This window comes from Saccharopolyspora erythraea NRRL 2338 (genome assembly GCF_000062885.1).
GTDB classification, from domain to species: domain Bacteria; phylum Actinomycetota; class Actinomycetes; order Mycobacteriales; family Pseudonocardiaceae; genus Saccharopolyspora_D; species Saccharopolyspora_D erythraea.
Window position 1 is genome coordinate 1,702,328 of the sequence record NC_009142.1, and the last position, 26,521, is coordinate 1,728,848.

The 26,521-nt window shown below is 69.0% G+C and carries 19 protein-coding genes; 7 read left to right on the plus strand and 12 right to left on the minus strand.

Annotated features, from left to right (window positions below; all coding sequences use genetic code 11):
* Positions 1 to 253: 253 nt before the first annotated feature.
* On the plus strand, positions 254 to 832 hold the full coding sequence (locus tag SACE_RS07640; RefSeq protein WP_009948182.1) for a TMEM165/GDT1 family protein: 579 nt from the start codon (positions 254 to 256) through the stop codon (positions 830 to 832).
* A gap of 490 nt (positions 833 to 1,322) precedes the next feature.
* Here SACE_RS07640 and SACE_RS07645 read toward each other — a convergent pair whose 3' ends face one another.
* Positions 1,323 to 1,748 carry a very short patch repair endonuclease gene (locus SACE_RS07645; protein ID WP_081468349.1) on the minus strand — a complete coding sequence of 142 codons (426 nt, stop codon included), beginning with the start codon at positions 1,746 to 1,748 and terminating at the stop codon, positions 1,323 to 1,325.
* A gap of 41 nt (positions 1,749 to 1,789) precedes the next feature.
* Between SACE_RS07645 and SACE_RS07650 the strand changes: the two genes are divergently transcribed.
* Positions 1,790 to 2,821 (plus strand): DNA cytosine methyltransferase, encoded by a 1,032-nt coding sequence (locus SACE_RS07650; RefSeq protein WP_081468348.1) that lies wholly within the window; start codon positions 1,790 to 1,792, stop codon positions 2,819 to 2,821.
* A 77-nt stretch (positions 2,822 to 2,898) separates the two neighbouring features.
* Positions 2,899 to 4,155: a DNA cytosine methyltransferase gene (locus tag SACE_RS07655; protein WP_009948178.1), complete on the plus strand. Its 1,257-nt coding sequence runs from the start codon at positions 2,899 to 2,901 to the stop codon at positions 4,153 to 4,155.
* A 5-nt stretch (positions 4,156 to 4,160) separates the two neighbouring features.
* Here the strand turns inward: SACE_RS07655 and SACE_RS07660 are convergent, their stop codons facing one another.
* The 6 genes from SACE_RS07660 to SACE_RS07685 form a co-directional block, all read right to left on the minus strand.
* Positions 4,161 to 5,048 carry a DUF6339 family protein gene (locus SACE_RS07660; RefSeq protein WP_011873397.1) on the minus strand — a complete coding sequence of 296 codons (888 nt, stop codon included), beginning with the start codon at positions 5,046 to 5,048 and terminating at the stop codon, positions 4,161 to 4,163.
* Positions 5,045 to 5,932, minus strand: coding sequence for a hypothetical protein (locus SACE_RS07665; protein ID WP_011873398.1), 888 nt, complete (start codon positions 5,930 to 5,932; stop codon positions 5,045 to 5,047). Before SACE_RS07665 ends, SACE_RS07660 begins: the two co-directional genes overlap by 4 nt.
* 56 nt (positions 5,933 to 5,988) lie before the next feature.
* Positions 5,989 to 8,055 carry a helix-turn-helix domain-containing protein gene (locus SACE_RS07670; protein WP_009948174.1) on the minus strand — a complete coding sequence of 689 codons (2,067 nt, stop codon included), beginning with the start codon at positions 8,053 to 8,055 and terminating at the stop codon, positions 5,989 to 5,991.
* Positions 8,056 to 8,136: 81 nt separating this feature from the next.
* Positions 8,137 to 11,037 carry a Z1 domain-containing protein gene (locus SACE_RS07675; RefSeq protein ID WP_011873399.1) on the minus strand — a complete coding sequence of 967 codons (2,901 nt, stop codon included), beginning with the start codon at positions 11,035 to 11,037 and terminating at the stop codon, positions 8,137 to 8,139.
* Positions 11,034 to 11,924: a PD-(D/E)XK motif protein gene (locus tag SACE_RS07680; RefSeq protein ID WP_009948172.1), complete on the minus strand. Its 891-nt coding sequence runs from the start codon at positions 11,922 to 11,924 to the stop codon at positions 11,034 to 11,036. The genes SACE_RS07675 and SACE_RS07680 overlap by 4 nt, the downstream gene beginning before the upstream one ends.
* Positions 11,925 to 12,010: 86 nt before the next feature.
* Positions 12,011 to 13,513, minus strand: coding sequence for an ATP-binding protein (locus SACE_RS07685; protein ID WP_009948171.1), 1,503 nt, complete (start codon positions 13,511 to 13,513; stop codon positions 12,011 to 12,013).
* 424 nt (positions 13,514 to 13,937) lie between these two features.
* Between SACE_RS07685 and SACE_RS07690 the strand changes: the two genes are divergently transcribed.
* On the plus strand, positions 13,938 to 14,684 hold the full coding sequence (locus SACE_RS07690; RefSeq protein WP_009948170.1) for an IclR family transcriptional regulator: 747 nt from the start codon (positions 13,938 to 13,940) through the stop codon (positions 14,682 to 14,684).
* 611 nt (positions 14,685 to 15,295) lie between these two features.
* The gene (locus SACE_RS07695) at positions 15,296 to 16,345 is read left to right on the plus strand and encodes a saccharopine dehydrogenase family protein (RefSeq protein ID WP_009948169.1); all 1,050 of its coding nucleotides are present in this window, start codon (positions 15,296 to 15,298) and stop codon (positions 16,343 to 16,345) included.
* On the opposite strand, the gene SACE_RS07700 is transcribed toward SACE_RS07695, so the two are convergent.
* Positions 16,326 to 16,874, minus strand: coding sequence for a VOC family protein (locus SACE_RS07700; protein ID WP_009948166.1), 549 nt, complete (start codon positions 16,872 to 16,874; stop codon positions 16,326 to 16,328). The two genes, SACE_RS07695 and SACE_RS07700, sit on opposite strands and share 20 nt — an antisense overlap.
* Before the next feature lie 409 nt (positions 16,875 to 17,283).
* Here SACE_RS07700 and SACE_RS38260 point away from each other — a divergent pair, with 409 nt between their 5' ends.
* Together SACE_RS38260 and SACE_RS07705 are read left to right on the plus strand one after the other, a co-directional pair.
* Positions 17,284 to 17,445, plus strand: a complete 162-nt coding sequence (locus SACE_RS38260) for a hypothetical protein (RefSeq protein WP_009948165.1) — start codon at positions 17,284 to 17,286, stop codon at positions 17,443 to 17,445.
* Between the two features lie 117 nt (positions 17,446 to 17,562).
* Entirely contained in the window at positions 17,563 to 18,051 is a 489-nt protein-coding gene (locus tag SACE_RS07705; RefSeq protein ID WP_231849943.1) for a GNAT family N-acetyltransferase, read from the plus strand.
* Between the two features lie 172 nt (positions 18,052 to 18,223).
* Here the strand turns inward: SACE_RS07705 and SACE_RS07710 are convergent, their stop codons facing one another.
* The 4 genes from SACE_RS07710 to SACE_RS07725 are packed head-to-tail and all read right to left on the minus strand — an operon-like array spanning position 18,224 to position 26,436.
* The gene (locus SACE_RS07710; protein WP_009948163.1) at positions 18,224 to 19,474 is read right to left on the minus strand and encodes a TIGR02679 family protein; all 1,251 of its coding nucleotides are present in this window, start codon (positions 19,472 to 19,474) and stop codon (positions 18,224 to 18,226) included.
* Positions 19,467 to 23,561, minus strand: a complete 4,095-nt coding sequence (locus SACE_RS07715; RefSeq protein ID WP_021341508.1) for a TIGR02680 family protein — start codon at positions 23,559 to 23,561, stop codon at positions 19,467 to 19,469. The genes SACE_RS07710 and SACE_RS07715 overlap by 8 nt, the downstream gene beginning before the upstream one ends.
* Positions 23,558 to 24,769: a TIGR02678 family protein gene (locus tag SACE_RS07720; RefSeq protein WP_009948159.1), complete on the minus strand. Its 1,212-nt coding sequence runs from the start codon at positions 24,767 to 24,769 to the stop codon at positions 23,558 to 23,560. Before SACE_RS07720 ends, SACE_RS07715 begins: the two co-directional genes overlap by 4 nt.
* A complete protein-coding gene (locus tag SACE_RS07725; RefSeq protein WP_009948158.1) occupies positions 24,766 to 26,436 on the minus strand; it encodes a TIGR02677 family protein in 1,671 nt (556 codons plus the stop codon). Before SACE_RS07725 ends, SACE_RS07720 begins: the two co-directional genes overlap by 4 nt.
* Between the last annotated feature and the right edge of the window lie 85 nt (positions 26,437 to 26,521).

Here is a 26,521-nt window from a genome sequence, read left to right on the forward strand (position 1 = left end):
TCTTCCGCATTTCCGAAGTGAAATGTGCGGCGAAGCACATGGTTGTTGATAACCGGATGAAAGGCGGTATGGTTTGGTGGCAGAAGGGGAGTAGTCCTCAATTTCGCGGTCGACACACTGGTTCCGGCGTTGCCCGGAACCCGGTCGCGGAGCCTCGGTTCCGGGGTGGGCGAGACCTTCGGACCCGGCATCCGTAGCCGGGCCGAAGGCTGCGCGCTTCCGGTCCGGCCGTGACCGAGAGGTGACCAGAAGAATGTTGACCGGTTTCGCGGTGAGTTCCGCTGCGATCTTCGTGGCTGAGCTGGGCGACAAGTCCCAGTTGATGGCGATGACCTTCGCGACCCGGTACCGGGCATGGCAGGTCCTGCTCGGCATCACGCTGGCGACCACCGTCGTGCACGCGGTCTCGGTCCTGCTCGGGTTCGGTATGGGCAGCGCGCTGCCCACCGACTGGATCGGGTTGGTCGCGGGCTTGGCGTTCCTCGGCTTCGCCGCGTGGACCCTGCGCGGAGACCACCTCACCGAGAAGGAGAAGAGCAAGGCCGGGCGCCTGGCCGGCTCCGCGGTGCTGGCCGTGACCGTGGCGTTCTTCCTCGCCGAGCTCGGCGACAAGACGATGCTCGCCACCGTCACGCTGGCAGCGCAGCACGACTGGCTCGGCACGTGGATCGGCTCGACCATCGGCATGGTCCTGGCGGACGCGCTCGCGATCGGCGTCGGCCTGATGCTGGGAAAGCACCTGCCCGAACGGCTCATCCGCTACGGCGCGGCGACGCTGTTCGCGGTGTTCGGTCTCTGGCTCACCGTCGACGCCCTGCTCGACCTGTTCTGACCCGCTGGGCCGACCTCGCTGTGCGGTCTGGTCGGCCTGCGCTGACGCATAGCTTGGCCAGCGCCGAGGACTGTGCCAAAGGCGGCCCTTCAGCGATGGTTTTCAACAGGGCTTGCCCCAGTCGGGTTCGACTACCGTCGGCAGGTTTTCGGTTCTGTGAAGGTCTCGGCTCGCGCCCTGGCGGTTAAACCAAAAACAGCACTTGTCGATGTCGGATGTGATCGGGCGGCCAAGCCTCGGGTCTCCCTGAGCGGGCACTGCTATCGAATGTCTGTGCCCACGCTACTGGACGCCTGGCAGTCTCGCAGCCGCCCGAAGCAAGGAGGCTCATCGCGCGAAAAGGGTCGTTTTTCAATACGCGACATCGGAAGGGTGCCGATGTGGGCGGTGGCTTTGCGGTGAGACTTGATTCTGGGGCTCCTCCTTTCGAAACCCCCTACGAAGACAAGACGGCCTCCGCCCTGTTCGGGACACCCGCCATCTGCGCTTGTTACCGACGGGACCGGACCTCTTGCGCGACGAGGGCTGCGCCGACCTGCGGGTCCTCGTGTTCCCAGATCCGAATGACCGACCAACCCGCCTCGGCCAGTAGACGGTCGATCTCCCGGTCGCGCTCGCGGTTGCGCCGCACCTTCTCCGCCCAAAATTCGGCGTTCGTCGCCGACTGCGTGTGGTGCTCCGGACAGCCGTGCCAAAAGCACCCGTCCAGGAACACCGCGACCTTGGCCCGGCTGAACGTAAGGTCGGCGGTTCGGCGGATCGCGGGGAGCGGGCGCGTCGACACCCGGTAGCGCAACCCCAGCGCGTGCACGGCGCGCCGGAGCGCCAACTCCGGCTTCGTGTCCCGCCCCTTGTTGGCCTGCATACTCTTCCGCACGCCCTCGCTGGAAGCCCCCACCGGCCGCCTCGAAGCCATGGTCGCTACTGTACGTCACAGGCCATGCGTAGTTTAATCGGATGGCTGAACGCGGGTGGGTATTCCGTCGTCTTTGCACAGCCAGGCCGATCGGAGGATCGTTGAGGCGTTTCACGAGTCTGAACATCTGCGCGGGTGCCGGTGGCATGGCGATCGGACTGGAGGCAGCGGGTTTCGATCCGGTCATGCTCTTCGATGAGGACACCGATGCCTGCGCCACTCTTCGGATCAATCGTCCGACCTGGGACGTGCGAGAGTACGATCTGTTTGAGTTCATCGGTAACGATCACCCCCAGGTCCTGGACGTTGACCTCTTTGCCGGTGCACCGCCCAGAGTTCCGTACTCGGTGGCGGGAAACCGGCGGGCGGTGGAGCGGACACGTGACCCCTTCCGCGCAGCGGTCTGGCTTGCGGCGGAAATTCAACCGAAGGCGATCCTGCTGGACAACGTGCCCGCGTTGGTCAAAGAGGATGCTTTTCGGGGCGAGCGCGACTTCATCCGTGACGAACTGGGGAACTGCGGATACGAGGTGGAATGGGTGGTCCTCGACGCCCAGCGGTTCGGCGTTCCGCAGCGCAGGCCGCACGGTCTGATCGTGGGAATGGCACCGGAGCATCTCGCCCGCTTCTCATGGCCGGTCGGCAATGATCACGGAGCTCCGACGGTCGGCGATGTGCTCCGGAAATCCATGGCGAGTCGTGGATGGCCCGGCGCCGAGGAGTGGGGCAGGCAGGCGAACGAGATCGCTCCGACGATCGTCGGAGGCGCCAAAGGGAGAGGCGGCGCCGATCTAGGGCCCTCTCGGACGAAGGACATCTGGGCGCGCCTGTGTGTGAACGGTGCGAGCGTCGCGGACCAACCCCCAGGGCCCGACCACATCGTCGACCCGAACGACCGCAAGACCTTCCCGAAACTGACGGTGGAGCAGGCTGCGGACCTACAGGGATTCCCCGCCGAGTGGTCCTTCTCCGGGCGGAAGACGTCCCGCTTCCGGCAGGTCGGGCATGCCGTGCCGCCCGCCCTCGCGGAGGCGGTCGGGAAGTCGATCGCGGTCGCCTTGGCCACCGCATGACCTGACGCCGGGAAATGTCGTGCGGATCTCGGCATGTGCGGCCCGACCGGACCCGGCCACTCGATAAAGTGATCGCCATGACCGCGAACCCCGACCGCATCAACATGATCGACCTCTTCGCCGGTTGTGGTGGATTCACGCAGGGGTTCCGGGAGTTCCGCCCACCTGGTGGCACGACGTCCCCCTTCCGGACGGTGGGAGCTGTCGAGTGGGACATCGCCGCAGCCTCGACCTATGCAGCCAATTTCGCGGAAGAGGCTGGTGGCACGGACCATATTTACGCTGGCCGGGAGGATGGTGATATCATCCACTGGAACCCGGGGCAGATCAAGGATGATGTCGATGTCATCCTCGGCGGTCCGCCGTGCCAGGGGTTTTCTAGCCTGGGCAAAGAAGACTCCGACGACCCGCGGAATACGCTTTGGCAGCAATACATGCGGGTGGTCAACGTCCTGAATCCGAAGGTCTTCGTCATTGAGAACGTCGACCGCTTTCTCACCTCGCGCGCCTACCAGGATTTCTATACGAGTCTCCAAGGCGCTACCAAGCGAGGGGGCGAGCTCCGGGATTACGTGTTGGAGCCACCAAGAATCCTCAACGCTGCGGACTACGGTGTCCCACAGGCGCGTCGACGGGCCATCATCCTCGCCACCCGTCGGGATCTGATCAGTGAACACCCGGAGCGCGTCGGTGTGCAGTACCCTGAGCCGACGCACGTCAGGAACGCGGTCCACACTCTTGATCTTCCGCTCCCGTCACGGGAAGCGGTGCTCAAGCCGTGGGTTTCAGTGCGCGATGTTCTCTTCCAGCGAGATCGGGAGGTGGAGGACACGAGCCTTCCGAAAGACCGCGAGAACCTGCTGGGTAAAGAGCTTCCCGGAGTATTTCTAACCCAGCAGCTGCACATCGGTCGACAGCCGACGCAACATTCGTTGGATCGATATGCGGCCATTCCACCGGGCGGCAACCGCCACGACTTGCCGGAGTGGCTTTCCACGGAAAGCTGGATGCGGCACCGCAGCGGCTCGGCTGATGTTATGGGACGGCTGCACTGGGACCGGCCCGCCGTGACGATCCGCACCGAGTTCTACAAGCCGGAGAAGGGTCGGTACCTGCACCCGGAGGCAGACCGTCCCATCACGCACATGGAGGCGGCACTCCTGCAGGACTTCCCCATGGATTTCAAGTGGTGCGGCAGCAAGATCGAGATCGCGCGTCAGATCGGCAACGCAGTCCCGGTCGGGCTGGCGCGGGCCATCGCGGGGCAGGTCTACCGCTACCTTCTCGAGGTGTCCGGTCAGCAAGCCGAGCGGGGACTCCGGGACACGGCCTGACCAGTTCAGGCCACCCCCTCGTCGCTGCTCGCTTTGCCGCGCACCGGGGCCTCCTTGAACAGCTTCTCGAAGAGCACCAGAAGGCGCTCGACGGACTCCGGCGGCACCGATCCGTCCGGTGGTCCTTCCGGGAGCCGTTCGTACGGGACGTGTACGCCGACCCGGTCGACCCAGTCGCGGTAGGCACCCGTCTCCGACGGTGCGGTCTCGGCCAGTACCTCGAAAAGCAATGTGGTGCCCGCCGAGTTGACGGCCTTCGCCAGGGCGTTCACCTCACGACCGGTATGCACGACTCCGCGCTCGAGCAGCAGAGTCAGGGCCTGCGCAGTGGCCCGGTGCAGCGCGATGTCCAGGCGCAGTGTCGTTCCCAGCATGTCCTGGTTGCTGCAGAATATTTCGACGGGCCTGTAATCCGGACCATCGCGGAAAAGCTCGGCCGCCCACCACAGCCGTGCGAATGCCTGCGTGTGGTACTGGCCGCTGAACCGGGCCGCGTTGACCTCTTCTTTGGAGGGCTCCTTCGCCTTCCGAGGTGGGAAGCGCCACAGTACGTAGTCCGGTGCGAGCCGTAGCGCGAGGTAGTTCCATATCCCGGAGTCGGCCGCCTCGCGCCTGGTCAGCCGCAGCGTGGCGTGCAACCGCGGTGCTAGCCACGCATCGGACGCTGTCCGCGTGTCGGCGAACCGCTCCATCGCCTCCTCGATGAGATCGCGGACATCGTCCGCCTGGTGGCGCTCGTGATCGCTGAGCAATGTCGCGCTCGCATCGATCGCCTCGGCAGGAGGGTAGGCTTGTCCCGCCAGCAGGTCCGCGTTCAGGTGTTTGCCCACCTCGGTGTCGGGCAACGAACCGAGCACAGATGGTGGGGGTGGCGGGAGGATCGGCTCGCTCATAAGTTCTCCTTCTTCGCCAAGATCCTGATGAAACCGCTGAGGCGCTTGGGCAGTTGTGCCTGCCGGCTTGCGGCATGCAGCAATCGGGCTTGTAGATCGGATTCCTCGCCCTGCTCTCGGCGCGAGTGGATCTCGATGAGGGCGTCGTCCGGTGAGTGCTCCGGGAAGACGTCCGGCAGCATTCGCCGCAGCACGGCCGCGCGCCACCCGGACGGCCACTCCGGCTGACCGTCCGCGTCGGTTTCGACGGAGGCGGCAGCGGCGTTGAACAGCGCGACCCACATGTCCGAGGCAACTTGGGCGCCGACCACATCGCGGGTCGTCCGATCACTCGTCCTCATAAGTTGCCGCAGTCCTTCGAAAGCGGAGTTGAGGTAGAGGGTCGGTTCCTCGCCGGAAGCCTCGATCGTCCAAGGATCGTCCCGGTAAGGATTCAGGAAGGGCTTGTCCGCAGCGGTGAAGTCGGACCAGACCGCCTTCACGGTGTTCTTGCGGGCGGGAGTCCTGGCCTCCAGATCGATGGTCCACATGTCCGCCGCGCGCCCGATGATCCGGCCGGGAACCTCCCGAACGGTGGCGGTGATCAGCGCATCGAGGTCGATACGCCTTCGGTGGTCGTCGTGGTGAGCGAGGACGACGCCGGCCCAGACGTCGTCGGACTCCTGTACCAGTCGTGTCAACGAGCGGGTGTTTGTGCGCCGTTCGGAAAGAGAGGAGTAACAGCCGACGACCTGCCACCCGCCGGTGCGCAGCTCACGCGGCGTCCTGAACCTGACCTCGATCTTCACCTCCTCCCAATCCGGACGTTCGGCCTGGTTGAGCGCGATGACGCGGTTGCTCGCGGAGATCAGGGGCGCAGGCAGGGGCCTGCCGTCGAGTCGCACCCCGACAACCTCCAGCTCGCTCCTGCCGACCAAGGTCGGGTACGGGAAAAGCCTGTTCACGGCGAAACCTCGCTCGTTCGACGCAGTTCAACCTCCACGACAGCCATATCCGCGGTCACCGGGTGCGAGGATGGGTCGCTGGTACCGACGAAGCCGGCGTGGCGCGCGCCCTTGCTGAAAACGAGCGCACCGGACTCCGCCAGCTCGCAGTTGAGCGTCGGCTCCAGCAACCACTTCACCACGGGTTTCGGCCCCGAGCGGGTGGCAAACCGCAGAATCGGTTCGAGAACCCACGAGTCCTCGCGCACGGGTAGCTGGACGTCCACCTGGATGCGCCAGGAGCCGTCCCTCTGTACCGCGCCGTCAATGTCGTTGACGGTCGGGTACCCGGGACTCCGCCGCGCTGGCGGGGCGTCCAGATCGAGGAGGCCGGCCAACGCAGGGGGAACGTCGTCCTTGGCTTCCTCCGTTGGCCGGATCAGCCGGTGGACGGCCTCTTTCCATGCCCTGCGGAACTCGGTAATTCGGGTGGCGGCACCGCGCGCATAGGTGGAGGTCAGGTCGTCGGTGCGCTTCCAGTCGTTGTGCTCGGGAGGTTCCGCGGCGCGGAGGAAGCCCTCGGCGGCGTCGGCGCCCTCTCCGCCCGCTGCCCGGCCGGCGAGGAGCACGGCCTGCACCGGAGGCGCGCCAAGCGGCATATCCGGAATCTTGCCCTCGACGACGACCATCCGGTTTCCACGCATGCCGACGAGGCGGTTCGGTGTCCCGCCGACGACGTCGGCGAGAGCGACCAGCAGCACGGCCGCGTGAGAGTGCGCAGAGCCGCTGTCCTCGTCCTTCCGCCGCGGAACGGCGAGCGGCACATCCACCCGAGCCACGTCGTGCTTCGCGGTGAGCTCAGACGTCGTCCGGCCGTCGAGGAAGGCTTGCAATGCCCGCGTCATCGTGGGCTCGAACAGGTACGGGTCGACGCGCTGTTCGGGGACCACCACCTCGCCGTCCCTTTCTGCCACTACGGACGCTTCGAGCATCGGAGCCTGACTGGTGCGCGCGACCATCGAGGCCCAAAAGTTGTTCGCCAGGGCCTTGACCAGCGCGTCGTGCATTTCCTCCAATGCGTCGGCCTCGCCGCTTGGATCGTGGGCGCCGACGATAAGGAAGGACGTACCTGGCGACTCGTCGGTCCGCTCGAGGTGAAGCCGCCGTGCCGTGGCGGTGTCCCCCCACCACGACCGGGTGGCTCCGCCCCGCTCCGGGTCGGGTTCGCCGAACCATGCTGGGCCTGCCCACTCCCCACCTTCGGCGCGCCGCCACGGCAGTTCCAAGCGCCCGATCATGCGGTTGCCCCGCAGTCCCTCGTGCGGCTCGGAGAGATGGCTGTTGACCAGCACGAGCCCGAGCTTGCTCGTGGCCCACAGCACCGCTTTACCCAGGCCGTAAGACCCGCCTGCGTTCGGGGACTCCTTCCGGCTGTCCAGCTGGCGCCGGATGACTGCGGAGAACCGCCCGTCGTCGTAATCCGGGCCGGTCAACCCGCACGCGTTGTGGTCGTCGATGCGTAGCAGGACCAAGCGATCGTTCTCACGTAGGTCCGCCAGACCTCGCTCGAGGATTCGGCCGACCTTGTTGGAGGGGGATGCAGCGGCTTCGACGTGCGGTTCAATCTCGTCCCAACGCAGCGCTTCCAGGAAGCTCCGCAGTCGCTCGTCGGTGATCTCGTGCAGCGCGTAGCGGACCCGCACCGGCTCGGACCCGTCGAACCGCTCGTCCAAGCTGTTCTGCGTCGCCTCCCTGGCGAGCACGGCGAGGTCGGTGTCGAAAGCGAACGCAGCGGCGTTCCCGAGTTCCCGGCCACCATCCCGGTGCGCCGGGCGGTGGTACCACGCCAGGGTTCCGGGGCCGGCGGTGAGCGTTCCACCGTCGGCGCCATCCGATTCGTTCGAACTCCCCAGGACTTCCTCGATCCTCCGCATCGTCTCGGTGCCTGGTGTCACCCGGCCCGTCGTCCATGACGAGACGGCGGCTGCAGTGACACCGACGAGATCGGCGAACTGCTTCCGACTCAACCCGCGGATCCGCATACGGGCCTCCAGCGTCGAGCCGAAGTCCTTGGTGGAACACATCGACGAAACCTGTCCGTTCGTTGTCTGCGGTCGATTGGGAGATCAGTGCCCGCGGTTCGCGCAGGCAGCATACGGCGTAGGTCAGTCGACTTCCGCCTGAGTCCTCTCGATGATCGCCCTTTTCTGCTGCTGTCGGTTGATCGTGGTGAAGGTGATGAGACGTCCGTCGGTGGGTGCGGCCGTCATCGGCAGTTCCAGCCGGAAAGCGAGTACCACCTGCTCCGGATCGATCGCAGCCCCCTTCGGCACGGAATTGATATCACACTGCGGAATCGGGTAGATCAGCATGCGGGCTGTCGGCGTGGCGGTCTCATCGGCGTTCGCCGCCGGTCGACATTCGCGGTGCTTCGGATCGCTGATGAAACCGTAATGATCGTCACGGTCAGGGCGGCGCGTACGGCCGAAGAGGCTGAACGGTCCACGCCCCAAGATCGTCGCGACTGAGCTCGCGTCACGGCCGCGTTGCGGAAGAACGATGTGCCATAGTGGGACTTGGTCCCGATTCAAGCCTTCGAGCCAGCGAAGATCGGGTAGGAAGCTTTCGGGCACCTTCCATTTGAGTTGCGCCAGTGAACCGATGACGAGCGAGTGCGAGGCGGCGCCGAAGTAGGCGATGAACGACTGCTTTTCGGTCCGCATCGGCACCAGCTCTGTGGCGCAGTCCAGGATGGGCAGCATGGCTTCGGTGTTGACGCGGAGAGCTCGAAGGTCCTTCTTCGCCGGATAAGCCCCAGGCTCGACCGCTCCACCTGGAGAACGGCGTTCGACCAGGCGGGCGTTGTACATCTTGTTCGCTGAGGTCGGTTTCAACCAGGGAAGGCGCTGTGCCACCAGCGGGGGCACCTGTTTCGGAGTGATCTGCTTCTGTCCGTGGACCGGCCTCGCGTAGCGCTTGAGCTCTTTCCGGAAGTACTGCTCGTCGAGCGCGATCGCTTCGAACGCCTCGTACAGCTCCTCGGTGAGGAACAGGCGCATGAGGTCGGCGTAGGAGCGGCGAAATCCGAACCAGCGTCCCATCTGCATCATGGCATCGGCCATCTTGGTCTTGCGGAGGAAGTAGGCAACGGTGAGTCCTTCGACGGTGAACCCTCGTGCCAACTTGTTGCCGCCGACCAGGATTCGCCACACGTCGTCGCGGTCGAAGTCCAGCTGCTCGGTTACGGCGTCCTTGTCGCTGTTCACGACCAGGACCGGGTCGAACCGTCCCACGCGAGATACGGCTTTCGCGATGTACGGCCGGAGCTCGTCGAACTCGGGAACCGCGGCTGAGCTTTCCGAGCGGGCCAACGACACCGGCTTGACGTCCCCCTCGAACACCCGGTGAAGTCGCTGCTCCGAGCCCGTCGAGTAGTAGCCGGCACTCTTCCACATGGCACGTATACGTCCGGCCTGCATGCTGTGGTCGGCCGTGCGCATGGTCTCGTGCACGAGCATGGTGTGGTGCCGGAACGTGCGCGCGCCGTGTTCCTGCCTGTACAGCTTTATGGCTCCGGTCAGTACGAACGTATCGATCGCCTTGCGAAGTGTCTCGTCGTCCTCACCGCTCGGTTCGCGCACGAACCTGATAAAGGAATTTCGGTTCGAGTTGGCGTATGTGCGGTCCGCCTCATCGAGATCACTTTCGAGATCGTGGAAGGCGGCGGCTCCGGTGTAACCAGGCGGCGGGTCAAGGGAGAGGATGAAGTCCTTCGGGAAGATGTCTTCAGTATCACTCGGATCGATGAACACGTTGGCGAACGGTGTTGCGCTGTAGCCGACGTACTGAGCGCGCGGAAGGGCGTCCAGCAGATCCGAGATGAGACCGTTGATCGCCGTGCGCTCAACTTCACCGTTCGTCCAGTTCTTCGGATTGCTGGTATTCACGGAGGCCTGGTCGGACTCGTCGTCGACGATCAGTGTGGGAATCTCGCCGAGGTTGGTCTTCTTCTTGATCCGGTGCAGGTCCGACGCCAGCTTCCTCAGCACCGTGCCGTTCTTCTTCACTATCGCCACCTTGGTATCCGCCGGGAGCAGGTTCTCCAGTTCGAAGAAGCGCTTCCGCCGGTCCGCCTTGGGAAAGTTGAGTGCCTCGATCCCCTGCTTGAGACTTTTGTAGTCGCCGGCGTACGTGGTGAGCCGATGGATCGCCGGGCGGTCCATGTCGTTCGGCTGCACTCCGTGGCTGAGGAACTTGCCCTCGATCCAGTCCGGGTCGTCCTGGTAGTCGACTTCGTCGAGCAAGTCGGCGTCATCGGGATCGATCCCGCCTAGGATGTTCTCGACCCCGATCAGTTCCATGTCCAGCCGCCGTTGGGTCTGGCTGCGCAGCATGTCGGTGGTGCCGGTCAGCACGATGATCAGCCGGTAGCCCGCATCGATCGCCTTTGCGACCACGCCGGTGAAGTTGGCTGTTTTCCCGCTCTGCACGTGTCCGACGACGAGTCCCTTCGCCTGGAACGCCTCCGGGCGCGATGGGTCCGACAGCCGCTCGATCACCTGGTCGGTCGTCCGGTCCAACGCGGTGACGGCATCGGCGTCCCAGCCCTTGCCCGTGAGCAGCGTCTTGTAGCTGCTCCAGTAGAAGTCCCGCGACGCGCGGATCTCAGGGGTGTACCAAGGCTGCCAGTCGTCATCATCCGCGATCAGCACCTCGTCTCTCGCCACCACGCGAAACTTGTCCGAAAGGAACGCGGCCATCTCCTTATCGACCTTCAACAGCTGCAGCACGAGTGCACGTCGTTCCTCGCTTTGTCGCTCCGTGTCCTCCGTCCACGCGGCCTTGTCGACTGCGTCCCAGGTGAGTAGCGCCTGGTGCAGGCGTTTGCGCAGCGGGTCCTCCCGGTCAACGGTCTCGAGGTGGGCGCGCAGCGTGTCGTCGGTCGCCATCACACCCTCGTCAGCGCCCATAAAGCGCGCCGTGTCGTGCAGCGGCACTGGACGTCGCTTGCCCTCCATCGCCGAGAGCGCTGCGAGGTAGGCGTCCGTGAAGGCGGAACTGCTCATGCGAAGCCCTTCGTGCCAAGTGCGTCGGTGAGGAAGTTGGGGAGTCCGTCCGATGAGGACAGACCGGTGAGGTCGATCTCGTAGCGGACGTTCGAAATGCGACTGAGATCGACCTCGGCCCTGATCAGGGCATCCGTGGTGATGGCCGGGAAATCCGCGCCGCCGACCTCCAAGGCCAGTCCGGCCGAGCGCTTTCGCCACTGTGTCGGGTAGGCCCCAGACCGCGGTTCCAACCAACCCGCCTGCTCCAGAAGCGAGTCGAACCGCCCTCGCTCGGAGGTCTTGACCTTTTCCCGGACGTATTGAATCTGGTCCGGCAACGTTCGTCCGCCGTGTGCGGTCCCGGTCAACTGGTAGGACACGAGCAGCAGCGGACGTTCCGGGGAGGGCTGTAGCTGCTCGGTCGAACCGATGTGGTGTCTGCGGCGTTCCGCGGCGGTCGTCTTCACCTCGAGGTCGAAGGTTGGGAGGACGAAGTCGTGCTCCCCGCCGGTCGGTCCGAGCCAGGACGCCAGCGCGGCTGTTGGTCCGAGCGTGTCGCAGAGGCCAGCGAACAGAAGCAACTCGCCGAAGAGCCCGATCTCACGCTCGATCGGGAGCGCATCCTGACGCAGCAGCAGCCGCCCGAGCACTCGCATGGTGATCGCCAGCGCCTCCTCGAGGGATCGCCCGTCGAGCTGCATGCGGTCCGCGATCGACAGCAGCACCGGATAGGCGTCGAGGAAGAGGGGGTCATCGTCGACGTAGATTTCGGCCTGCCGACGTCCGTCCCGGTAGATCCGCCGGAGCGAGATGTTCCGCCAGCCGCTGTCGGTAAGCCCGGATGCCTCCGCGATCGGCATCCGGATGCCGATCGCCGGTCGCGCCGGGTCGATGAACAGCGACAAGGGTGGTTTCCCGTCGATCGTGTACTCGACCGGGACGGCCTGTCGAAGGTATTCGTCGAACGCGGCCGTGCTTAGATGTCTTCCCGTCATTCCTTCTCGCTCTTGGCGGCAGCGGTCAGGACCTCTTGCCAAAGGTTGATGTTGTCCTTGTCACGGGGGCCGAGGTATTCGCCCTGGAACACCTCTTCGACGAGCAGGTACAACGTCGCCTTCAGGATCGGGGAGTCGTTGAGCCCGCCGCGCCTGCCGCCGAGTACTCGGGACCGGTAGAGGTCGTTCAGCCACAGCGTGCGGTTGTCGCGGTCGACCTCGAAGAAGTCGTCGTCCTCGAACCTACGCCACCGGATCTCGATGGGGCGGTCGTCGTCGGTGAACGGAACCTCCGCACCGAGAGTCCGGCGCAAGGCGGGCGTGAATCCTCTTCCCGGCGGGAGCATCGGGCGTCGAGCCCGCGTGCGCTTGCGCGATTCGCGGAAAGCCTGTTCCGCAGTTTCGAGGTAATCCGCGAAGGTAGTGCCGTCCGCGGCCCTCGCCGTCTCGACCAGCCGGACGAATTCGGGGCCCGCTTGCACCTTCGACTTCTCGGGGTTCATGCGGAGGAGCCCGGAGACGTCGTCGTCGATGTCGACCTCGACCCGGGCCAGTTGCAGCCGCCTTCCCAGAATCGCGAGCCCGCCCCACTCACCGCCCGCCTGGATCAGCCGCTCCCGCCGGTAGATGTAGAGGCCCTGGTGGTGTGCGGGATCGGAAGAAAGTCGGAATTGCGGCATTGCGGATCGGCCCGGCCAGATGTGGCAGCGGAAGGTGAGCCGCGTGCTGAAATCCGTCGCAGTGATCTCCTTGGGGTATCCGGAACGACCCGTTCTGCGGTAGCCGAACGGGTCCAGAGGGCTCACCTCGAACCGACCGCCGACCTGCTGGGTGTCCACGTCTTCGACATCCAGGTGGATAGTGACCCGGTTCGCTGCGAGGATGCGATGGAAGATGAGCCCGAGGTGGCCGCTAACGGAGCGCAGGGCCTCTGAGATGAATTCCTCGACGCGGGCATCGTCGGTCGTCACAGGGAATCCGGTGACCTCGTCCCACCTGATTACGGTGCCGTGCCTTGCGAGGTTCATAGACCAGTCTCGGCCCAGTTCGTGCCCCGCGAAGTCGCTGGGCACCATGTCGGCGTGGAAGTCCGAACGCCGGTGCAGGGCGAGCCGTCTGCCGACCGCTTCGCACCCGACCGCCCTCGAGAACACCGTGAGTGTCCTTGCCTGGCTGAAGGACGCGCTCTGTAGTCCCATTCCGAAATGCCCGAGATCACGCTCGTGGTAGGTGCGACGCCCGCCGATGGTCATGGCATTGTCGATGGCGGCCGCCGACATCCCGCGTCCGTCGTCGACCACGTACAGCGAGCAGATCCGCCCGCGGTGGCGGATGAATCGGATCAGCACGTGGTCGGCGCCCGCGTCCACGGAGTTGTCGACCAGATCGGAGAGCGCGGTGGCGAGCGAATGGTTGCGGCCGAGGCTTTCCAACGCCCGTGGGTCGGGGCTGAGAGGCACTGTGCCGACGGTCGGGATGTCCTCGGCCCAGCCCGGCATCCCACGCTCGCCCGATGCGCGGGGGTGCGGTCCCAGTCGTTCCGCGCCTGTTCCGGTGCGGCTGCGCGCTGCTGCTTGCGACATCGAGTCGAAGGGCTGGGAAGGACGAGGCGACATTGTTCGTGAGTCTAGGGCCCAGGCCGATCTTGGCGCTCGTTTTTGATGTAGACCGCCGATAGGCAGCTCCGAATGGCCGATTGGCTCTGATGTGATCGGGTTACGAGTGAAGCACCATAGACACGTTCAGTTATCAGTGGGCCGCATGCGCGTGGTGGCGGAGATATCCGCAGGCGGCGCTCTTCAGCTCATCGCGAAGGCTGATATCCCATCGCCGACACCGGCAGTGCCTGGAGGCATGCAACATGTGCAAGTGAGCTGTTAACGTCGCGCGCGCAGTGTTGCTGTCGTCCGGGACGAGGGGCCGATGTCGAAGACCGTCGCCAAGGCTGTGCAGGTGCTCGACACCGTCGCCGAAGGACCGCGAACCGTCTCGGAGCTGGCGCGCGGGCTCGGGGTGCACGCGTCGACCGCGCTACGGATGCTGCAACCGATGCTCGACGCCGGGCTGCTCGCGCGGGGTTCCGACGGGCGGTACCGCCTCGGGCTTCGGCTCGCGGAGCTGGGGCAGCAGGTGCTGGAGGGCATCGACCTGCGGTCGATCGCGCGCCCGCACCTGATCGCGCTCGCGGAGGCGACCCGGGCGACCGTGCACCTCTCGCAGCTCGTCGACGACCGGATCGTCTACGTCGACAAGATCGAGGGAGCGGCGACGATCCGCACGTACTCGCGGATCGGACGATCGGTGCCGTTGCACACCGCGGCGGCCGGCAAGGTGATCATGGCGGCCTTGCCGCCGGAGCGCCGCAAGCGGCTGCTCGCCGGGCACGAGTTCACCCGCTACACCGAGCACACGATCACCGACCCGGATCAGCTCGACGAGTGCCTGGCCGAGGTCGCGCGCCGTGGTTACGCCACCGACGAGGCGGAGTTCGAGCCGCTGGTGCACTGCGTCGGCGTCGGAATCCCGGACATCAGCGGACGAGTCGGCGCGGCGGTATCGCTCACGACGGTCCGGGCATCCCGCGAGCCAGGCGAACTCCGACGACTCGCACCGCACGTGCGCAACACCGCCATGGCGATCGCCGCCGACCTGGGCCACCAGCCATCTTGACCTGGGCAGGCCGCCCCTAGGTTGCCGATGGCCGAGGAGCCATGAGCGACTAGCGCCGACCGGTGAGCGACTACCGACGAGCGATTAGCGACGCGCGACGGGCGCTCAGCGCCTGACAACGACTGGCGCTCGGTGTCGACGACCGACGACCGAAGGCTGACGGCCGACGGCCGACGGCCGACGACCGGAGAGCGGAGAGCGGAGAGCGGAGGGCGCGGGAGTGGCGGGTGCGGGGAGCGGAAGGCGAGGGTGCGGAGGACGGCCGGCGAGCGGCAGGTGTGGTCAGCGGCGTACGCCCGTTCCGGGAGTCCGCGCGGTGCCGCCTCGCTTCCGGTGGGAGGCTGTCCGAAGCTGATCGCTCCTCCAACCGAGGGAGGCGGGGGTTGATCGGCTTGGCGGGGCAACCCGTGACCGGTGCCGGCGGTTTTCGTTACTAGGGTGTCTCGCCGACGTCCGGGTGTGCCGCCGCTGCACGTGGATGTGCACCCATGCGTGCGGGTCCAGCGCCCAGGGCCCTGGACCGCGCAGGGCCCGGGCGGGGTTCGTGCAGGGGCCTGGACGGGGTGGAGACCGAAGACGCTCTCGGACCGCGGCGGACGAGGAGGATCGCGATGGCCTGGATGATCTACGGCGCGAACGGCTACACGGGGCGGCTCGTCGCGGAGCTCGCGCTCAGCCGTGGGGAGCGGCCCGTGCTCGCGGGTCGCGACGCGGAGAAGATCGCCGCGTTCGCCACTCCGCGCGGCCTGCCGTATCGGACGTTCGATCTGAGCGACCCTGACGCCGTTGACGCCGGGCTGCGCGACATCGAGGTGGTGGCGCACTGCGCCGGTCCCTTCTCCGCGACCTCCGCGCCGGTGGTCGAAGGGTGCCTGCGCGGTGGCGTGCACTACGTCGACATCACCGGTGAGATCGACGTCTTCGAAGCCGTGTTCGCCAGGCACGAAGACGCGCGGCGCGCGGGGGTCGTGCTGTTGCCGGGCGCGGGCTTCGACGTCGTGCCGACCGACTGCCTCGCGGCCATGGTCGCCGCGGCACTGCCCGACGCCACGCAGCTCGACCTGGCGTTCCAGGCGGGCGGCGGTATCAGCCGCGGCACGCTGAAGAGCGCGCTCGAAGGCGCCGCGATGGGCGGCAAGGCCCGCATCGACGGGGAGATCCGCACCGTGCCGATGGGATGGCGCAGCCGCGAGGTGCCCTTCCCATCCGCTCAGCGGCGCGTGACGTCGCTGCCGTGGGGCGATGTGAGCAGCGCTTACCGCAGCACCGGCATCCCGAACATCACGACCTTCGCCCACCTGCCCGGACTGGACAAGGCGGGCAAGTGGTCCGGTCTGGGGCAGCGGATTCTCGGTCTGCCGATCGTGCAGCGACTCGGCAAGGCCGCGATCGACACGTTCGTCAGCGGTCCCGGCCCCCGCAGGCGAGCCGGTAGCTGGAGCGAGGTGTTCGCCGAGGCGACCGACGCCTCCGGACGCAGCGCCTCGGCGGCGCTGATCACCCCGAACACCTACGACTTCACCGCGGACTCCGTGCTGCGCGTGATCAGCGGTCTGCAGGCCGGCGAGGTCGAGGCGGGTGCGCACACGCCTTCCACCGCCTTCGGCGCGGACTTCGTGCGCAGGCTGCACGCCACCAAGGTCATCGAACCGGCCCGGTGAGCAGCCGCAACCGGCCCTCGGGGCCGGTGGGGCTCTGCAGGAACTCCAGGTACGGGCCGCTCTTCAACTGGAGACCGGCGTAGCCGTCCTCGTCGTGGGTCACCGGCTGCCCTGTGACCGACGACCAGATCCCCACCTGCGCGTGCGGGTCGGCGCAGTCGATCACGATCGCCGCCAGCGGCCCGGTGTCGTGGTAGACCTCGCGAGGTTCGAGCACGCACAGCTCGTTGCCCTCCGGATCGGACATCACGACCCACGGGACGGCGTCGCCCTGACCGATGTCGGCGAACCCCGCGCCCGCGTTGAACAGGCGCTCGACGGTCTTGCGCTGGTCGTGGTGGTCCTCGCTGCGCAGGTCGAGGTGGATGCCGTTCTTGCTGGTCTTCGGCGTGGCCGGAGAGATGAAGCGCATCGCGACACCCGGTCCGTCGGGCCAGACGATCGCGTCCTCGGCGCGCCAGCCCAGGGCAGCGGCCCACCAGCGCGCGAGGCCCTCGGCATCGTCTGCGGAGAACTCCACGGAGACCATGACGGAGAAACTACGAGCGATCGGCCGACTCCGCTGGCGGAAGGGGAGTGGAGAGGGAACTCGGAGAGTGCGCGGCGGGCAGCTTCCGGGCGGCGGGTCGGGTACTTGGCTTGGCTAGACGGGGGAGGGCTGTCCGACGGGGGCGGTTGGGAACCTCTGGGGCGCTGGGCGTGCGCGACTTCGGAAGTGTGAATAACCAAAAGGTCGTGACTCCGGGTATGCGGGCGTTAGGCGAGGCGTGGTGGATTTCGCCCGTTGGTACGGGGATTCGGCGAGTTGCCAACACGGAGCGCTAGTCGTCCTGCAGCATCACGGGGACCGTTCGGCGGAGACCGGTCTGGGCCGGTGTCCGTCAGCGGGCGGCGGCTCGACCCGTCCGGACGGGACCGGAGATGGAGGGAGTGGAACCGTGGACACCAAGAAGGTCGTCACGCTCGCCGCGATCGGGGTGGCGCTGTACTTCGTCATCTCCGACCCGCAGGGGTCGGCCGGGGCGGTGGAGAACGCCATGTTGTGGTTGCAGGGCGTGGCGCAGTCGCTGATCGCCTTCCTGCGCAACCTCTTCCAGTGAGGAACGGGCTCAGTGGGGGACCGCGTGCGGCGAGGGCGGGAAGCAGACCGGAGGAGGCGGTTCGGCTGCGGGCAAAGCGGTTGCGCGCGGGTGCGGGGGCGCATGAAGCTGGGCGGCATGCTGATCCGCGATGCCTCCGAGGGTGACTGGGCCGCCATCTGGCCGTTCATGCGTGAGATCGCCGCTGCCGGGGAGACGTTCTCGTGGGATCGCGACATCGACGAGGCGCGGGCGCGGCAGCGTTGGTTCCCCGCACCGCCCGGCCGGACGGTCGTCGCGGTCGACGACGACGGGAAAGTGGTCGGGACCGCCGTGTCGGGGCCGAACCACGAAGGTCCCGCATCGCACGTCGCCACGGCGAGCTTCATGGTCGCGCCGGGGTACGCCGGTCGTGGCGCGGGCCGTGCGCTGGGACGCCACGTCCTGGACCAGGCGAAGGCGGACGGGTTCCGCGCCATGCAGTTCAACGCGGTGGTCGAGACGAACACCCGCGCCGTGGCGTTGTGGCGTTCGCTCGGGATGGAGATCGCCGCGACCCTCCCTGAGGCGTTCAACCACCCGCAGCACGGATATGTCGGCCTCCACGTGATGTACCAGCGGTTCTGAGGGAGGCAGGGCCCTGCCTCCGGTGGTACCTGAACGGCGGCGTCCCCGAGGGCATCACCTGGCAGCGGTGTCCCCGACGGCGCCAACATGACGAGGTGTCCCCGACTGCGCTACCTGACGGAGGCGGTGCCGACCGTCCGGCGCGATCCCTCGAAGCAGACGCCGCCGACGCCTACCGGCGAAGGACCGCCAGGAGGGCCGGAAGCAGGGTTTCCTCCTCCACCGCGCGCCCGGACGTGGCCATGAGGTCCGCCAGGGCCGGGTCCCACGGGGTTTCCACCGGCGCCCCGATGAGGGAAGGCAGGTCGATGCGGTCGCGGGCCGCGTCGTCGAGTGCCCGGCGGTAGTCGGCCGCCGTCATGCGCCACGGCTCGACGCCGAGTTGGGTCCGCAGGGCCCCCGCAACTCCCACGCCCGGCCAGTCGAAGTCGCCGTGGTAGCGCAGGACCGCTCCGTCGTCGGCGAGGCGGCGCAGCAGTTCGAGCCCGGCCGTCGTCGGCTGGCCGGACAGGCAGACGAGCGGGTGCCCGATGTCGTCCCGCAGCGCGGCCTCCAGGACGCGGGGGTTCTCGCACACCGTGAGGGTCGTGCCGGGCTCGACGAGCCGGGCGGGCGCCGCCTGGAGGTCGAGGTGGGTGAGGTGCGACGGCAGACCCGCCGCCGTGCGCCGGAGCACCGAACGCGACCAGTCGTCGGCGCCGGTGAGCGGCAGCGACCAGCACAGCACCGTCGCCGAGACGCCGTCGAGGGCGACGCCGCAGCGTTCCCACAGCGCGCGGCGCTCGTGCTCGTTGCCGGGTGCCGCGACGTCGTGGGCGAGCGCGGCGGCCCGCAGGACGACGCGGCTCAGCGTCGTGCCGCTGTCGAGCCCGTGCGCGTCACCGGTGCGGGCTGCCAGGTCCGCGCGGGACGTCCACGCGACGGGGGCGCGGTCGAGCGCCAGCTCAGCCAGCACGGCGGCGGCACGCCGCACGACGACGTCGAGTTCGTCCTCGGGCACGCGCCCGTACTGGTGGAGCCACCGGGCCCACTCGTCGGCCCACGGCGCGTCGCCCAGCGAGTGCTCGGCCAGCGCCGCGCGCACCGCGGCACGCGGCTCGTCCGCGACCGAGGAAGTGGAGGACATCGAGGACGTGCGGGACACCGGCCTGCCGTGCAGGATTTCCAGCACCTCCGCCAGCCCGACTCCGAGACCGGCCCCGCGGACCCGCTCGTCCAGAGTGGACACCTTGATCCGGGTGCCGTAGCCCAGCATCGGGCGGCCGAGCAGTTCGCCGACCGCGGTCTGCGTCTCCTCGTCGGGCAGTTCGAGCCGGAAGGTCGACGGCTGCTCCGGCGACTCCAGGACCTCGCGGGCCTTCTCCCACAACCCGCGCAACGGTTCCACGTCCCACCTCGCGCGGACGTCGTCGGTGTCAGCCATCCGCCCGCTCCAGACCCCGGCCGTCCCACGTGGTGTGGGTGCAGGCGATCCCGTGCCCGCTGCGCGGTCGCAGCACGTCGTAGATGTGCATCTTCGGGATCTTCGGCGAGACGCCCCAGCCGCTCGGCCAGGTGATCAGCCAGTCCATGTCCAGGTCGACCAGCAGTCCCAGCATCCGCGCGATCGTCGGGTCGTCGAGCCGCTCGAACGCCTCGTCCAGCAGGACCAGCCGCAGCGGCCCGCCGCCACCGGCCGAGACGCTGACCGCGTCGTAGAAGGCCGCCGCGGCGGCGAACAGCGTCACGTAGGAGATCAGCCGCGTCTCACCCGACGAGAGCTGGCGCAGGCGCCGCACCCGGGGCTTGCCCTCGGGGCCGGTGTCGCGGACCCGGACGGTGAAGGCGAACCACGACCGGTAGTCCAGCGCCCGGGACAGGATCTCGGCGTAGCCGCCGGAGGTGCTGTCGCGCTCGGACTCGATCAGGTCGGTGAACACCCGGCGCAGCAGCGCGTCCTGGTCGTCGCTGCGGTCGGCGAACGGCGTGCGCACCAGCTCGATCGTCTGCCGGATGTCGTCGCCCAGCGCCGCCGACGGCTGCCATTCGAGCTGCACGTGCACGCCCTGGCTGGAGCGGGCGCCGTCGAGCACCTCGTTCATCCGCTTGCACAGGTCCTCGGCGACGGTGATCTGCCCGCGCAGCCGTTCGGCCAGGTCGCGGATGAGGTAGTCGGCGAAGATCGACTGGTACCGCTCGTTGAGGTAGCCGCGCTGCTCGCCGAGGCGCTCGCTGACCCGCCGCGCCGCGTCGGCGACCGGCTGCGGGCCCTCCTCACCGGTGACGGTGACCGTGAGCAGCCCGTTCTGCTCCCCGGCGCTGATGTCGTAGTTGCCGCTCAGCGACTGCTGGAGGGCCTGGAAGCGGTTGAGCACCGTGGTTTCCGATGCTCCCTTGCGGTCGCTTTCCACCAGCAGCGCCGCTGCGTCGTCGAGTTCCGGCGGGAGCTCGTCGGACACCGCGGCGGCCGCCCACAGCCCCGGGATCCGCAGCGCCGTGCCGAAAGCCTCGGTGGTGGATGCTTCCTCCTGCTCCCGGCCCGCGAGCTGGGACTGCTTGTTCTCCAGCTGCGTCTCCAGCCTAGCCGAGGACTCCCGCAGGGAGCTGATCCGCTCCCGCGCCTGCGGCAGTTCGCTGCGCAGCTCCGCGCGCTCCCGCTCCAGGTCGCCCACCTTGTCGGCGATCTGCTGCGCCTCCCCGCCGACCGCGGAGGTCAGCTCGGCGAGCCCGGCGGCCTGCTCGCCGTAGTCGGCGCAGCGGCGCTCGGCCTGCGACTCGGCCTCCATCCGGTCGGCGACCGCCACGTCGTGGTGCAGCGAGACCTCGCGAAGGTCGGCCAGGGTCGGCAGGCACCGCGCCTCGATCGCCTCGCGCAGCGCGTCGATGCCGTTGCGGGCCTCCGACGCGGCGCGGTGGGCGGCGTCGAGCGCCCGGGTGTCGGCGGGGAGGTCGGCCTCGCCCGCCGAACGGACGAGCTCGGCGTGCGCGGCCTGCCACCGCTGGTCGGCCTGCTCGTGCTGTTCGCGCAGCTGCGCGGCGCGGTGCTCGGCGTCCTGGGCGCTTTCCAGGGCGGTGGCGAGCTTGGCGTGCGCGGTGAGCAGGTCGCTGTCGTCGGGGTAGGACTCCAGGTACTGCTCCAGCCGCGAGGTGTGCTCGCCGGCGTCGCGGTGGCGGCGCTCGGCGTCGGCGATCCGCCCGCGCAGCTGGGAGAGCTCGTCCTCCAGCTCCGCGATGCGGCGGGCGCGGGCCGACTCGCGGGCCCCGGCGCCGACGTACTCGGCGGTGTCCTTGCTCCACGCCCCGGAGAGCACACCCGCACGCCAGGTGCCGTCGGCCGACACCGACAGGCCCGCGCTGCCGTCGGTCGCGACCGAGGCCAGCAGGTCGGCGACGTGCTCGCCCGGCACGGGGCAGTCCGGCTCGGCGGCCGGGGTGAGCAGGTCGGCCAGGGTGGCGGACCCGGCCGGCTTTTCCGGTGCGGCGAGCAGTTCGGCCAGGCCGACGACGCTGCCGTCCAGCGACACCCAGGCGTTGAGCAGGCCGCTGGCCTGCAACGCGGCCTCCAGGCCCGCCCGGTCGTCGTCGTTGAGCGAGGGCGAGAAGTCCACGAGTCGGTAGAACGGCCGCCCCTTGCTCTCGTCGCGTTCGGCGTCGGCCCAGGCCGGGCGCGGCGGCGTCCGCTCGTGGCCGGCGCGCAGCTCGGCGAGCTCCTGCTCCCACCCGCGCGTGCGCTCGCGCAGCTCGGCGAGCTCCTGCTCGACCTCGGTCACCTGGCCGCGCGCCTCGTGCAGCTTCGGCCGCGCCCAGCGCCGCGTCCGCTCGCGCGCGTCGCGGGTCGCCGACCGGTCGGCCACCAGCTCCCGGTCGCGCGGCGGCGCGGGTACCGGATCGTCCGCGGTGGGCACCGGCCACCCGGCACCCCAGCGCTGCGCCTGCTCGACCCAGACCGCGGCGGCGTCGGAGAGCTGCTGCTGGGCCTGGTTGCGCCGGCCCGCGGCCTCGGTCGCGGTGAGCTGGGCCTGGCGCGCCAGGCGCTGGAGCTCGGCGACCTTGTCCTGCTGGGCGTCCAGCTCCACGGCCTGCTGGTGCAGTGCCAGCGTCAGTGCCGAACGCTCCGTGGCGACGCTCGCGGCGTCGCCGGTGCGGGACGCGGCCTCGCGCATGGCGGCCGCCAGCGCGTCGGCGTCGACCTCCGGTGCGATGTGGCGGTCGATGGTCGCGGGTTCGGCGTCGGAGTCCGGTGCGGTACGCACCTGGTCCGGCGAGGTGCGGGCCTGGGCGGTGGGGACCGCGGGCGGGCGCGGGACGAGCCCGCCGTCGAGCCCGGCGGTCGTGAGCTGCTGGGTGGCGCGCTGCGCGGCCTGCTCGGCGGCGTCCGCGTCGCCCGCCAGCCGGCGCAGCATTCCCAGCACCGACTCCACCGACCGCTCCTCCTGCGCGCGGTGCTTGCTCGCGGTGTCCAGCGCCGTCACCGCCGCCGAGCGGGCGCTTTCGACCAGCCGCTCGCGGTCGCGCAGGTTCTGCAGCTCCGAGTAGGCCGGGTGCGAGCGCAGCGCGTCGATGCCGGACTCCAGCTCGCCCTCGCGCTGCTCCAGCTCGGTTACGGTGCGCTGTGCGGACTCGCGGTCGCCGCGCTTGGCCGCGACCTGCTTCTCCAGCTTCGCCAGCTCGTCGCGCAGCGACCGCAGCCGCGTCCGCGCCGAGCGCATCGCCTCGGCCCGCTCGCGCAGCGAGCCCAGCGCGTAGCCGGAGTAGGTCGTCAGGAACGCGCTCAGCGCCTTGTCCGCGCTGCTGAGGCGGACGATGTTCTCCCGGATCGACTCGAGGTCGTCGAAGGAGGTCGCCAGCCGCTCGATCAGCGACGGGTCCAGCGGCGGCAGCGCGTCGGAGAGGATCTGCTCGAGCTGGCCTTCCAGGACCTTGAGCCCGACGTCGGGGTTGCGCAGCGTGCGTTGCAGGTGCAGCAGGTCGCCGTAGCGGGCTGCGGGCATGCCGTAGACGGTGGCGGCGATCTTGGCGCGGAAGGCGTGGTCGTCGAGCACGCAGTCGGCACCGAGCATCTCGCGAAGCTGGGCCGGTCCGACCGGCACCCGGTCGGACCCGACAAGCTGCAGGTTGACCCCGACCCGCCTGCCGGTGACGAACCGCCACGAGTCGCTGATGGCCTGCGAGGTCTTCGACGCCTTGACGCCGACGCCGCAGGTCAGGAACTCCTCACCGCCGCCGGGGGCGTCGCGGCGCAGCTCGATCCAGGCGTAGCCGATGCGGTTGGGCCCGCCCGGGTACTCGTCGAGCATCAGCCTGCGGATGCTGACCGTGTCGAAGCCCTTCGACCCGAGCTGGCGCAGGTCGCCGTCCAGGCACAGCGGCAGCAGCAGCTCCAGGGTGCGGGACTTGCCCGAGCCGTTGGTGCCCTGGAAGATCGCCCGCCCGCCGGAGAGGTCGAAGGTGTGCTCGGCGTACTGCCAGATGTTGACGATGCCGCCGCGGTGCAGCCGCCACCTGTTCGGCAGCTCCATTTCCGTGCTCACCGTTGACCTTCCTCTTCCATGTCGTCGAACAGCGACCAGCCCGCGGGTGCGGCGGCAGGCGGCTCGGGTTCCCGGCCCGGTGCCGGGGTGGCGTCGGGTTGCGGCAGCCAGCGGTGGGCGGCGGGGCTGAGCAGCCACTGCTCGCCTTCGCGGTGCAGCAGGCCGAGCCGCCCCAGCAGCGCGCGCACCGAGCGGACCAGGTCGTCCTGGTCCTCGGTCGCCTGCCGCGACCACGCGGCGGGGTAGGACTCGACCAGCTCCGCGCAGACCTCGGCGAGGTCGGCCTCCGCCACCGGGTGCCTGCCGTCGGACTCGCGCGGCTCGGCGCGCTCCAGCAGCTCCGGCAGCGCCAGCAGCGCGATGCGCGCGACCGTGCCCGGCCCGGGGAAGACCACGTCGGTGAGGTAGTCCTCGGGGTCGGTCACCACCAGGCCTTCCGCGCGCGACTCGGTGACCAGGCCGAAGAACCGCTCCAGCAGCTTGGACTCGGTCCCGAGGTGCTTGAGCAGCCATTCGGCCTGCGCGTCGGGCAGGTCGCGGTAGAGCACCACCGGATCCTCGACCAACCGGCGCCGCACCGCATGCTCGACGCTGCGCGGACCCGGCTCGGCCGCCGTCGACACCAGCGCCCGCGGGCTGTCGGCCTCGGCGAGCGGACCCGCGACGAGCTGGCCGAGCAGGTCGGTGTCGATGGTGATCAGCGCCTCGGCCGCGGCGTCGGTGGCCGCCACCGTGCCCTCGGTCTCGGTGATCACGCCGAGGGCGACCAGGTGGCGCAGCGCCGCGGTCAGCGCCCGGCGGTCGGCCGGGTCGTCGACCACCGCGATGCCGGCCTCCGACGCCGCCGCGCGCACGTCGCTGACCAGGCGCGACAGCAGCACCTGGCGGCCGATGCCGGTCAGCGCGGCCAGCGTCAGCGCCAGGTAGGCGTAACCGCGCGGGGACAGCGAGGACTCGCCGCGCGTGGCGTCGTCGCCGGGCCCGGACTTGTAGAGCCGGGCGAACCGGCGCTCCACGACCAGCCGGTAGCCCAGCAGCGAGGAGAAAACCTCCTGGAGGACGGCGCGCTGCCGGTAGATCATCGGCAGCAGGTCGCCGTCGGGCGCCCCTGGCCGCAGCAGCGGGCGGCGCAGCAGCACCCGCGCGCAGCGCACGACGTTGGCGGCGTCGATGTCGGGCAGGTCCTCGAAGGTGCGCACGGCGTTCATCGGGCGGTCGCCTCCTCCTCGGTACCCGGGATCGCGCCGTCACCGCGGACGTCGAGCACCGCGTCCTGCAGCGTCAACGTGCCCGAGGTGCTGCGGATCTCGGTGCGGTGGCCCGGTTCCGGGCGGACGGTGACCCGCAGCCGGTGCACCGGGTCGAGCGCGGTGCCGGGGTCGTCGGAGCCCTCGCGCTGCGCCATCGCCAGCGTCAGCAGCTCGCACAGCACGCCCAGCGCGTCGGTGGAAAGCGTCGTGGCCGCCAGCTCGGCACCGGCCCCGGCCAGCTCCGACACCGCCGCGCTGCGGCGCTGGTCGGCCTCGCGAGCCTGGGCGAGGAGGGTCTCCTCGGTCATCGGGTCGTCGAGCACGCGCGAGGTGCGGCCGCGCGCGCCGCGGTCGCCCCGGCTGCGCACGCTCACGGTCACGTCCAGCACCGGACCGTCGCGCCACGCCACGTCGTGGTTGTCGCTGTCGTAGTCGGGCGCGGGCAGCAGGTGGCGCGAGGAGTGCAGGCCGAAGGCCGCCGCGTAGATGCGGTGCGCGTCGTTCTCCTCCGCCGCGTCGAACCACCGCGCGAGCTTCAGCAGCTCGCCGCGGCGGCCGGGCACCAGGCCGCCACCGGAGGTCGCCCGCTTGACGCTGGCCAGCAGCGAACCGATGGCCCGCGCGGTCGCCTCCCGCAGCGCCGCGACCTGGCTCGGCCTGCCGGGAGCATCGACGAACCAGTCGGTGAGCTCCTGCCAGTCGGGCGCGGTGCGGCCCCGGGCGCGCTCGACGTCGGTGCCGAGCTGGTCGGCGGGGCCGAGCAGCCGCAGCAGCTCGGAGCGGACCCCGGCCAGCCCCGCCAGCGACGCCGCGATCGTGCCGGTGTGGCGCAGCACGTCCTCCACGACCATCTGGATGTACTCGACGAGCAGGTTGCGGAACCCCGAGATCTCGTCGGGCGCGAGGTGGTGACGGGTCACCACCTGCCCCAGGTAGGCGTAGAAGTCGCGGACCGTGGCGGCGAGCTCGGCGTGCTGCAGGAACACGGTGGTCACCTGTTCGGCGAGCCGCTCCTTGGCCTTGCGGGTGCTCTTGGCCTCCGGCGCGCGGCGTTCGGCGACCAGCACCTCCGAGAGCATCGACGAGATCTCGCCGAGTCCGCGCTCGATCGCGGGCAGCAGCTCGCGGGACACCTCGCGGGCGCCCTCCGGCACGTGCAGCAGGGCGTCGACATCGCGCTGCACGCGCACCGCGAGCTTGCTGACCTGGTAGCGGACGCTGCCGTGCTGGAACTCGGCGATGCTGGCCGCGATCGTCTCGCGCCGCCCGACCACGAGGTTGCCCCACTTGACCAGCTGCTTGAGCCGGTCGATCACGGTGTCCAGGTCGGACTCGCCCGCGGCCACCCGGCCCTCCCGCTCGGCGGCGGCCAGCGCGGCCGCGACCTCGCCCGCCGACAGGTCGGCCAGCAGCGTCGAGGTGAACAACCGCATGATCGCCAGATACGTGCGGTGCTCGGGCGCCTGCAGGTAGACGAACAGCTGGAGCCGCTGCTCGCCCCCGCCGGCCTCCTCGGCCGACTGCGCGGCCGGAGCCGCGTCGGACGAGGCGGCATCGGCGGGCAGGGGGCCCGCGGTCGCCACTCCCGCGCGCAGCACGTCGGCTTCGTGGTCCGGGACAGTCACGGTCCGCCACGATAACCGGTGCTGCCGACACATCCGGTCACGTGGCGGGCGGTGACCGTGCGGAAACATCCCAACGGTAGCGTTC

What these genes read in the sequence shown, in the direction of transcription:
- SACE_RS07650 (WP_081468348.1), top strand. Translation starts at nt 1,790, where the DNA reads ATGGCTGAACGCGGGTGGGTATTCCGTCGTCTTTGCACAGCCAGGCCG.
- SACE_RS07645 (WP_081468349.1), bottom strand. Translation starts at nt 1,748, where the DNA reads ATGGCTTCGAGGCGGCCGGTGGGGGCTTCCAGCGAGGGCGTGCGGAAG.
- SACE_RS07685 (WP_009948171.1), bottom strand. Translation starts at nt 13,513, where the DNA reads ATGCCGGGCTGGGCCGAGGACATCCCGACCGTCGGCACAGTGCCTCTC.
- SACE_RS07695 (WP_009948169.1), top strand. Translation starts at nt 15,296, where the DNA reads ATGGCCTGGATGATCTACGGCGCGAACGGCTACACGGGGCGGCTCGTC.
- SACE_RS07670 (WP_009948174.1), bottom strand. Translation starts at nt 8,055, where the DNA reads ATGTGTTCCACCAAGGACTTCGGCTCGACGCTGGAGGCCCGTATGCGG.
- SACE_RS07700 (WP_009948166.1), bottom strand. Translation starts at nt 16,874, where the DNA reads ATGGTCTCCGTGGAGTTCTCCGCAGACGATGCCGAGGGCCTCGCGCGC.
- SACE_RS07720 (WP_009948159.1), bottom strand. Translation starts at nt 24,769, where the DNA reads ATGAACGCCGTGCGCACCTTCGAGGACCTGCCCGACATCGACGCCGCC.
- SACE_RS07690 (WP_009948170.1), top strand. Translation starts at nt 13,938, where the DNA reads ATGTCGAAGACCGTCGCCAAGGCTGTGCAGGTGCTCGACACCGTCGCC.
- SACE_RS07705 (WP_231849943.1), top strand. Translation starts at nt 17,563, where the DNA reads ATGCTGATCCGCGATGCCTCCGAGGGTGACTGGGCCGCCATCTGGCCG.
- SACE_RS07660 (WP_011873397.1), bottom strand. Translation starts at nt 5,048, where the DNA reads ATGAGCGAGCCGATCCTCCCGCCACCCCCACCATCTGTGCTCGGTTCG.
- SACE_RS07675 (WP_011873399.1), bottom strand. Translation starts at nt 11,037, where the DNA reads ATGAGCAGTTCCGCCTTCACGGACGCCTACCTCGCAGCGCTCTCGGCG.
- SACE_RS07640 (WP_009948182.1), top strand. Translation starts at nt 254, where the DNA reads ATGTTGACCGGTTTCGCGGTGAGTTCCGCTGCGATCTTCGTGGCTGAG.
- SACE_RS07655 (WP_009948178.1), top strand. Translation starts at nt 2,899, where the DNA reads ATGACCGCGAACCCCGACCGCATCAACATGATCGACCTCTTCGCCGGT.
- SACE_RS07710 (WP_009948163.1), bottom strand. Translation starts at nt 19,474, where the DNA reads ATGGCTGACACCGACGACGTCCGCGCGAGGTGGGACGTGGAACCGTTG.